6 protein-coding genes and 1 pseudogene are annotated in these 7,763 nt (G+C 69.1%); 4 read left to right on the forward strand and 3 right to left on the reverse strand.

All coding sequences use genetic code 11. The features are described from left to right. The first annotated feature begins 148 nt into the window (after positions 1 to 148). Together D588_RS0122630 and D588_RS0122635 are read left to right on the forward strand one after the other, a co-directional pair. Positions 149 to 1,453: a sugar MFS transporter gene (locus tag D588_RS0122630; protein ID WP_017917618.1), complete on the forward strand. Its 1,305-nt coding sequence runs from the start codon at positions 149 to 151 to the stop codon at positions 1,451 to 1,453. A gap of 93 nt (positions 1,454 to 1,546) precedes the next feature. After that, positions 1,547 to 2,833 (forward strand): AGE family epimerase/isomerase, encoded by a 1,287-nt coding sequence (locus D588_RS0122635; RefSeq protein WP_017917619.1) that lies wholly within the window; start codon positions 1,547 to 1,549, stop codon positions 2,831 to 2,833. Between the two features lie 222 nt (positions 2,834 to 3,055). Here the strand turns inward: D588_RS0122635 and rpoD are convergent, their stop codons facing one another. Together rpoD and dtd are read right to left on the reverse strand one after the other, a co-directional pair. Beyond that, a complete protein-coding gene (gene rpoD, locus D588_RS0122640; protein ID WP_010340704.1) occupies positions 3,056 to 4,918 on the reverse strand; it encodes an RNA polymerase sigma factor RpoD in 1,863 nt (620 codons plus the stop codon). Positions 4,919 to 5,032: 114 nt separating this feature from the next. Beyond that, complete coding sequence (gene dtd / locus D588_RS0122645; RefSeq protein ID WP_017911891.1) at positions 5,033 to 5,473, reverse strand: D-aminoacyl-tRNA deacylase; 441 nt, start codon at positions 5,471 to 5,473, stop codon at positions 5,033 to 5,035. Between the two features lie 167 nt (positions 5,474 to 5,640). Between dtd and D588_RS0122650 the strand changes: the two genes are divergently transcribed. Then, on the forward strand, positions 5,641 to 6,555 hold the full coding sequence (locus D588_RS0122650) for a lauroyl acyltransferase (RefSeq protein WP_017911889.1): 915 nt from the start codon (positions 5,641 to 5,643) through the stop codon (positions 6,553 to 6,555). Positions 6,556 to 6,591: 36 nt separating this feature from the next. On the opposite strand, the gene D588_RS0122655 is transcribed toward D588_RS0122650, so the two are convergent. Continuing rightward, positions 6,592 to 7,113, reverse strand: coding sequence for a GNAT family N-acetyltransferase (locus D588_RS0122655; RefSeq protein ID WP_017911888.1), 522 nt, complete (start codon positions 7,111 to 7,113; stop codon positions 6,592 to 6,594). Positions 7,114 to 7,397: 284 nt separating this feature from the next. Here D588_RS0122655 and D588_RS25955 point away from each other — a divergent pair. Further along, positions 7,398 to 7,763: pseudogene (locus tag D588_RS25955) on the forward strand (GTP cyclohydrolase); the annotation flags it as partial.

Below are 7,763 nucleotides of genomic sequence, written 5' to 3' on the forward strand. Positions count from 1 at the left end.
CGCGCGAGCGCGGCATGCAGGCCGCGCGCCTGGTGCTGGACGCGCTGCGCCACCGCCAGGCCCTGCCTGCGCTTACCATCGCCCCCGCCCGCCTGTGCCTGCGCGCTAGCAGCCGGGTCGCCCTCTCGCCCGTTCCCGGAGTCGCTGCATGAGCCGTCGCCCGCTGTCCAACACCGCCGCCATCGCGGTGGTCAGCATGATCTTCTTCACCTGGGGCGGCCTGACCAGCCTCAACGACGTGTTGATCCCGCATCTGAAAGCCGTGTTCCAGATGAACTACGCGCAGTCGATGCTGATCCAGTTCACCTTCTTCGGCGCCTACTTCCTGATGTCGGTGCCGGCCGGCGCGGTGGTGTCGCGGGTTGGCTACAAGGCCAGCATCGTCATCGGCCTGGTGGTGGCGGCGATCGGCGCAGCGATGTTCTACCCGGCCGCGCGCCTGCCCTCCTACCCACTGTTCCTGACCGCGCTGTTCGTGCTGGCCAGCGGCATCACCCTGCTGCAGGTGGCGGCCAACCCATACATCAGCCTGATCGGCGCGCCGGAGAAGGCACCGAGCCGGCTCAACTTCGCCCAGGCGCTGAACTCGCTGGGCACCACCGTGTTCCCGTGGCTGATCGGCCCGCTGATCCTGGCCGGCGCGGTGCTCGGTGCCGACCAGCTGGCGGCGATGAACCCCGAGCAGTTGTCCGCCTATCGCATCGAGCAGGCGCGCTCGGTGGAGATCCCCTACCTGATGCTGGCCGGCGGCCTGCTGCTGCTGGCGGTGTTCGTGCTGGTGATGCGGGTACCGTCGCTGCGTGAGGGCAACGACGCCAGCGCCGAATCGCATCACAGCTTCGCCGACGCGCTGCGCCACCCGCACCTGCTGTGGGGCGTGGTGGCGATCTTCATGTACGTGGGTGCGGAAGTGTCGATCGGCAGCTTCCTGATCAACTACATCTCCGGCCCCACCACCGGTGGCCTGACCGAAGCCGCTGCCAGCCACTATCTGCCGTTCTACTGGGGCGGCGCGATGGTCGGCCGCTTCGCCGGCGCGGCGCTGCTGCAGTTCGTCCAGGCACGCAAGCTGCTGGCGACCTTCGCCGGTATCGCCTCGCTGCTGCTGATCGCCACCATGCTCAGCACCGGCCACGTGGCGATGTGGAGCGTGATCGCCATCGGCCTGTTCAACTCGATCATGTTCCCGACCATCTTCACCGTGGCCATCGAGCGCCTGGGCGTGCTCACCAGCAAGGCCTCCAGTCTGCTGATCATGGGCATCGTCGGTGGCGCCCTGGTGCCGCTGGCGCAGGGTGCGCTGGCCGACGCCATCGGCATCCAGCACGCCTTCGTGATTCCGCTGCTGTGCTACGCCTACATCGTCTGGTACGGCCTGCGCGGTTCGCGCCTGTCGCCGGAACTGGCGGCGGCCGCGCCGACCACCGCGCCAACCGCGCGCGTGATGCACTGATCCGCTGATCCGTTCCCGTTGCGGCGGCGGCGCACACGCCGCCGCCGCGCACCACTGCCTTCCCCTCCCTCACCCAGCTCGCCAGCCAACCGCATGAACCTGCCCGCCACGCCCCTGCCCGACTTCGCCGACGCCGCCGTCCTGCGCGCACACATCGCCGACACCATGGCCTTCTACCACCCGCGCGCGCTCGACCCGGCGGGCGGCTTCTTCCACTACTTCCGCGACGACGGCAGCGTGTACGACGCCGGCCATCGCCACCTGGTCAGCAGCACCCGCTTCGTCTTCAACTACGCGATGGCCGCGATCGAGTTCGCCGACTCGGCGCTGGCCGCCGAATACCTGGACGCCGCGCGCCACGGCCTGCGCTACCTGCGCGAGGTGCACCGCGATACCGCCAGCGGCGGCTACGTGTGGACCCTGCGCGACGGCGTGGCCGAGGACCGCACCCAGCACGCCTACGGCGCCGCCTTCGTGCTGCTGGCCTACGCCACCGCGAAGAAGGCCGGCCTGGACACCGACGCGTGGATGGACGAGACCTGGCAGCTGCTGGAAACCCGCTACTGGGACGCCGCTGCCGGCCTGTACCGCGACGAGGCCACCCCGGAGTGGACGTTCTCCAGCTACCGCGGCCAGAACGCCAACATGCACCTGTGCGAAGCCCTGATCGCCGCCTACGAGGCCAGCGCCGAGCCGCGCTACCTGCAGCGCGCGCTGCTGCTTGCCGACCACATCACCCGCCGCCAGGCGGCGCTGGCCGGCGGCCTGGTGTGGGAGCACTACGACGCCGACTGGCAGGTGGACTGGGACTACAACCGCGACAACCCCAAGCACCTGTTCCGGCCGTGGGGCTTCCAGCCCGGCCACCAGGTCGAGTGGTCCAAGCTGCTGGTGCTGCTGCACGGGCACCTGCAGGCGTCCACCGGCACCGCGCCGGCGTGGCTGCTGCCGACCGCGCGACACCTGTTCGACACCGCCCTGGCGCACGGCTGGGACGCGCAGCATGGCGGCATCGTCTACGGCTTCGCTTCCGGTACCGAACAGGCGCCGGTGGTCGACGTGCCCGACGTGGCCGCGGCGCCGACCTACTTCTGCGACGACGACAAGTACTTCTGGGTGCAGGCCGAAGCCATCGCCGCGGCCTCGCGGCTGCTGGCCGCCACCGGCGATGCCGCGTATCGCGCCGCCTACGACACGCTGTGGGCGTACTCCTGGGAGCACCTGGTCGACCACCGCTACGGCGCCTGGTTCCGCATCCTCAGCCGCGACAACCGCAGCTACAGCGACGAGAAGAGCCCGGCCGGCAAGACCGACTACCACACCATGGGCGCCTGCCACGACGTGCTGGCGGTGATGCGCGGCAGCAAGGCGTTCGCGTAGGCGAATAGCGCGGAGATGCACTGCGGGAGAGACTTCATCGCGACGAGGCTTCACTAGGAATGCCCGTCGCGACTGAAGTCGCTCCCACAAGGCTTGGCTGGCTGCTGACATGACAGCGCATGGCAGCGGCATGGACTGCAACCCTGCGCAACGCCACCGACTCCTCGCCCACAAAAAAGCCCCGCAGCTGGCGGGGCTTTTTCGTGACCGCGAACCGCTCGATCAATCGATATCGAGGAAGCTGCGCAGCTGTTCCGAACGGCTCGGGTGACGCAGCTTGCGCAGCGCCTTGGCCTCTATCTGGCGGATGCGCTCGCGGGTCACGTCGAACTGCTTGCCGACTTCCTCGAGGGTGTGGTCGGTGTTCATGTCGATGCCGAAGCGCATGCGCAGCACCTTGGCTTCGCGCGGGGTCAGCCCGGCGAGCACGTCGCGCACGGTCTCGGACAGGTTGATGTTGGTGGTGTTCTCGATCGGGGACTCCACGTTGGTGTCCTCGATGAAGTCGCCCAGATGCGAATCCTCGTCGTCGCCGATCGGGGTTTCCATCGAGATCGGCTCCTTGGCGATCTTCATCACCTTGCGGATCTTGTCCTCGGGCATGTCCATTTCCTTGGCCAGCTCCTCCGGCGTGGCCTCGCGGCCGTACTGCTGGAGCATCTGCCGGGAAATGCGGTTCAACTTGTTGATCGTCTCGATCATGTGCACCGGGATGCGGATGGTGCGCGCCTGGTCGGCGATCGAGCGGGTGATCGCCTGGCGGATCCACCAGGTGGCATAGGTCGAGAACTTGTAGCCGCGACGGTATTCGAACTTGTCCACCGCCTTCATCAGGCCGATGTTGCCTTCCTGGATCAGGTCGAGGAACTGCAGGCCGCGGTTGGTGTACTTCTTGGCGATGGAGATCACCAGACGCAGGTTGGCCTCGACCATTTCCTTCTTGGCCTTGCGCGCCTTGGCTTCGCCGTAGGCCATCGCGCGGCTGATTTCCTTCAGCTCGGCCAGGCTCAGGTAGGTGGCCTGCTCCACCGCCACGGTGGCCTCCTGCTCGGCGATGATCTGGTCCTTGACGTCGCGCAGCGCCGACGACCACTTCTGCTTGCGCTTGAGCGCGTCGTCGACCCAGGCCACGTTGGTCTGGTTGCCTTCCCAGGAACGGATGAAGTCCTTGCGCGGCATGCGTGCCACGTGGGTGGCCAGATGCAGCACGCGGCGCTCGTGGTCCTTGACCTGGGCCATGGTGTCGCGCAGCTTGCGCACCAGCACGTCGGTCAGCGGCAGCGGCAGCTTCAGGGTGACGAACACCTCGGCGATGTCGTTGCGCAGCTTGGTGACCAGCTTGTGCTCGGCGCCGTTCTTGGCGTGGGCCTTCTTGAACTTGGCGTATTCGGTGGCCAGCACTTCCATGCGCCGCGCGACCTCGGCCGGATCCGGACCGGTCGGGCCGGCATCCTCTTCGGCGGTGTCGACGTCTTCGTCGTCATCCTCGTCGGCATCGGCATCGGTGGCGCTGTCGTCGTCGGACACCGCGACCGGCGGGGCCGGCTCTTCCTCGATCAGGTCGTTGAAGCCGACCACGATCTCGGCCAGGCGCTTCTTGCCTTCCTTGTGCTGTTCGTAGTCCTCGAGCAGGGTCTCCACCGCCAGCGGGAACGCGCCGAGCGCGGCCTGCACCTGGCCGAGGCCTTCCTCGATGCGCTTGGCGATGGCGATCTCGCCTTCACGGGTCAGCAGTTCTACTGTGCCCATCTCGCGCATGTACATGCGCACCGGGTCGGTGGTACGGCCGCCTTCGGTGTCGAGCGCGGTCAGCGCCGCGGCGGCTTCTTCGGCCGCGGTGTCGTCGACTTCGCGGTTGCCGGTGTTGCCGTCGTTGAGCAACAGGGTTTCGGCATCGGGCGCAACTTCATGGACATCGATGCCCATGCCGTTGATCATGCCGATGATGTCTTCGATCTGTTCGGGGTCGACCAGATCGTCGGGAAGATGGTCGTTGACTTCCGCGTAGGTCAGATAGCCCTGTTCCAGGCCCTTGCTGATCAGTTGCTTGATGTCGGATTGCTGGGCAGGACGTTCGTTGGCCATGAGTGCTCGCGCCACCGGCAGGTAGGTGAATGAGTGAACCTAGCATTATAACAGCCCGGACCGCCGCTTGCCGGACGAGGAGCCTGAACGGCTCCGCCAGGAACGCGCCGGCGTCTACGGCCGGAGCAGGAAAGTGACCGGGCCGTCGTTGACCAGGCTGACGACCATATGGGCACCGAAGCGGCCGGTTTCCACCCCTGGCGGGTGCTGCGCGCGGCACACCTCCACCAATCGGTTGAAGCCGCGTTCAGCCTCGGCCGGCGGCGCCGCGGTGGTGAAGCTCGGCCGCATGCCCGAGCGCGTGTCGGCGGCCAGGGTAAACTGACTGACCAGCAGCAGGCCGCCGCCGGTGTCGCGCAGCGAGCGGTTCATGCGCCCGCTGTCGTCGGAGAACACCCGGTAGCCGAGCAGGCGCTCGGCCATGCGTTGCAACTTGGCCTCGTCGTCGCCCGGCTCCACCGCCACCAGTGCCAGCAGGCCGGGCCCGATCTGGCCCACGACCTCGCCATCGACGCTGACCGAGGCCTGGGTGACGCGTTGGATCAGCGAGAGCATAGGGCGGGGATTGGGGATTGGGGATTGGTTGCGCCGCGACGAACGGTTGCGATCGTGCGGCATCATCGCCGAATGGGCGAGATTGAGAAAGCGACAAGGCACGCAGCCGGCGCGATCCGCGACACCCGTCGGGCAGGCCAGATGCGCCGAGCGGATAAACTGGGCCGATGAAACCCGCCACGCTCGCTTCCCTGCTGTACCGCTGCGCCGCCGCCGTGGCGCGCCTGCCGTGGCCGTGGCTGCGCCGCTTGGCCGACGGCTTGGCCGGGCTGTGGCTGCGCCTGGATGCGCGCGAGAGCCGGGTGGTTCGGCGCAACCTGGAGCTGGCCTATCCGGAGCTGCTGCCCAGCGAGCGCGTGGCCCTGCAGCGCGACGTGCTGCGCTCGACCGCGCGGCAGGCGTTCGAGACCCTGGCGCTGTGGACCCGGCCGCCGGAGCAGAACCTGGCGCGGCTGCGCCTGCGCCACGGCCAGGACCTGTACGACGCGGCGCTGGCCGCCGGCCGCGGGGTGATCGTGGCCGCGCCGCATTTCGGCAACTGGGAGCTGCTCAACCAGTGGCTGGCCTCGCGCGGCGACATCGCCATCGTCTACCGCGCACCGGAGTCGGCCGTGGGCGACGCCTTCCTGCAGTTGGTCCGCAGCGGCGAGCGTGTGCGCCAGGTGCGCGCCGAGGGTCCGGCGGTGCGGCAGTTGTTCAAGACGCTCAAGGACGGCGGCGCGGTCGGCATCCTGCCCGACCAGCAGCCCAAGGCCGGCGATGGCGTGTTCGCACCGTTCTTCGGCGTGCCGGCGCTGACCATGACCCTGGTCAACCGCCTGGCCGAGCGCACCGGCGCGACCGTGCTGTTCGCCTGGTGCGAGCGCGTCGGCAACGACCTGGAGTTCGCCCTGCACGTGCAGCCGGCGCCGCCGGACATCGCCGATGCCGACCCGCTGCGCGCGGCCACCGCGCTCAACGCAGGCGTGGAACGGGTGGCGCGGCGCGACCCGGCGCAGTACCAATGGACCTACAAGCGCTACACCCTGCGCCCGGACCCGGCCGAGCCCAATCCCTACGCCACCGAGCGCCATCCGCACTAAGAGCGACTGAGGCGCTCGCCCCTGACAAAGCCCGCGCTAATCGTCGTGCGGCTGCGCCGGGCCGGCGAGGATGCGCTGGTAGAACGCCAGGTCCAGCCAGCGCCCGAACTTGAAGCCGGCCTCGCGCACGGTGCCGGCGTGCACGAAGCCCAGTTGCTCGTGCAGCGCGATGCTGCCGGCATTGCTGGCGTCGATGCCGCCGACCAGCACGTGCACGCCGCGCGCCTGCGCGGTGTCGATCAGCGCCTGCAGCAGGCGTCGGCCCGCGCCACGGCCGCGATGGTCGCGGTGCACGTAGACCGAATGCTCGACGCTGTACTTGAACGCCGGCCAGGCGCGGAAGGTGCCATAGCTGGCGAAGCCGAGCAGGGTGCCGTCGGCGTCCTCCAGGCCCAGCACCGGGAAGTTGCCGGCGCGCTTGGTCGCAAACCACGCCGCCATGCTCTCCGGCGGGCGCGGCCGGTAGTCGTACAGCGCGGTGGAATGGACGATGGCGTCGTTGAAAATCTCCAGGATCGCCATGGCGTGGCGCGGTTCGGTGCAATCGACGAGCTGCATGCGGGGGCCGGAGCGGACGCGGTGCCGCACAGTAGCAAGCAACCGGCGGCACGTGCACACCTCCCCTCACGCCGGCGCGTTGCCGCAGCCGCCGATTTGGTTGCATCGGCGGCGCGCGCGAGCGGGCACAGTGCGTTCCATCGCCTGCAGGCTGGCGCGTCCGGCAAAGCGCGCGACAATGGCGCCCGAGCGCCATCGGCGCCGACCGGCACCGTGCCGGGGCCACCGCGACCGGATGCGGCAGCCTTGAAGCGGCGCCGCCGATCCCCCATCTGGAGTCGTGCATGACCAGCCCCACCGCCCTTTCCGCGCACGCCTTCGGCGATCCTGCCGCGATCCGCAGCGAACGCGCGGCATCGGAGTTGCGTGCCGGGCGCCCGGTCCTGCTCGACGACGGCAACGGCCGCACCCGCGCGGTGATGGCGCTGGACAGCAGTACCGAACCGTCCTACCTCGGTTTCGCCGAGGCCACCGGGCAGCGGCACTACCTGTTCGTGACGCCGCCGCGGGCGCAAGTGCTGGGCCTGGATGCGCCGCAGGGCGCGCGCATCGCCCTGGCCGGGCACTCCTACGACGCGCTGGCGGCGCTGGCCTACCTGCGCGACGGCCCGGTGCCCGCGCACTGGCTGCCCGGCGACGCGCTGGATGCC

Source organism: Xanthomonas sp. SHU 308, from assembly GCF_000364645.1.
Lineage (GTDB): Bacteria > Pseudomonadota > Gammaproteobacteria > Xanthomonadales > Xanthomonadaceae > Xanthomonas_A > Xanthomonas_A sontii.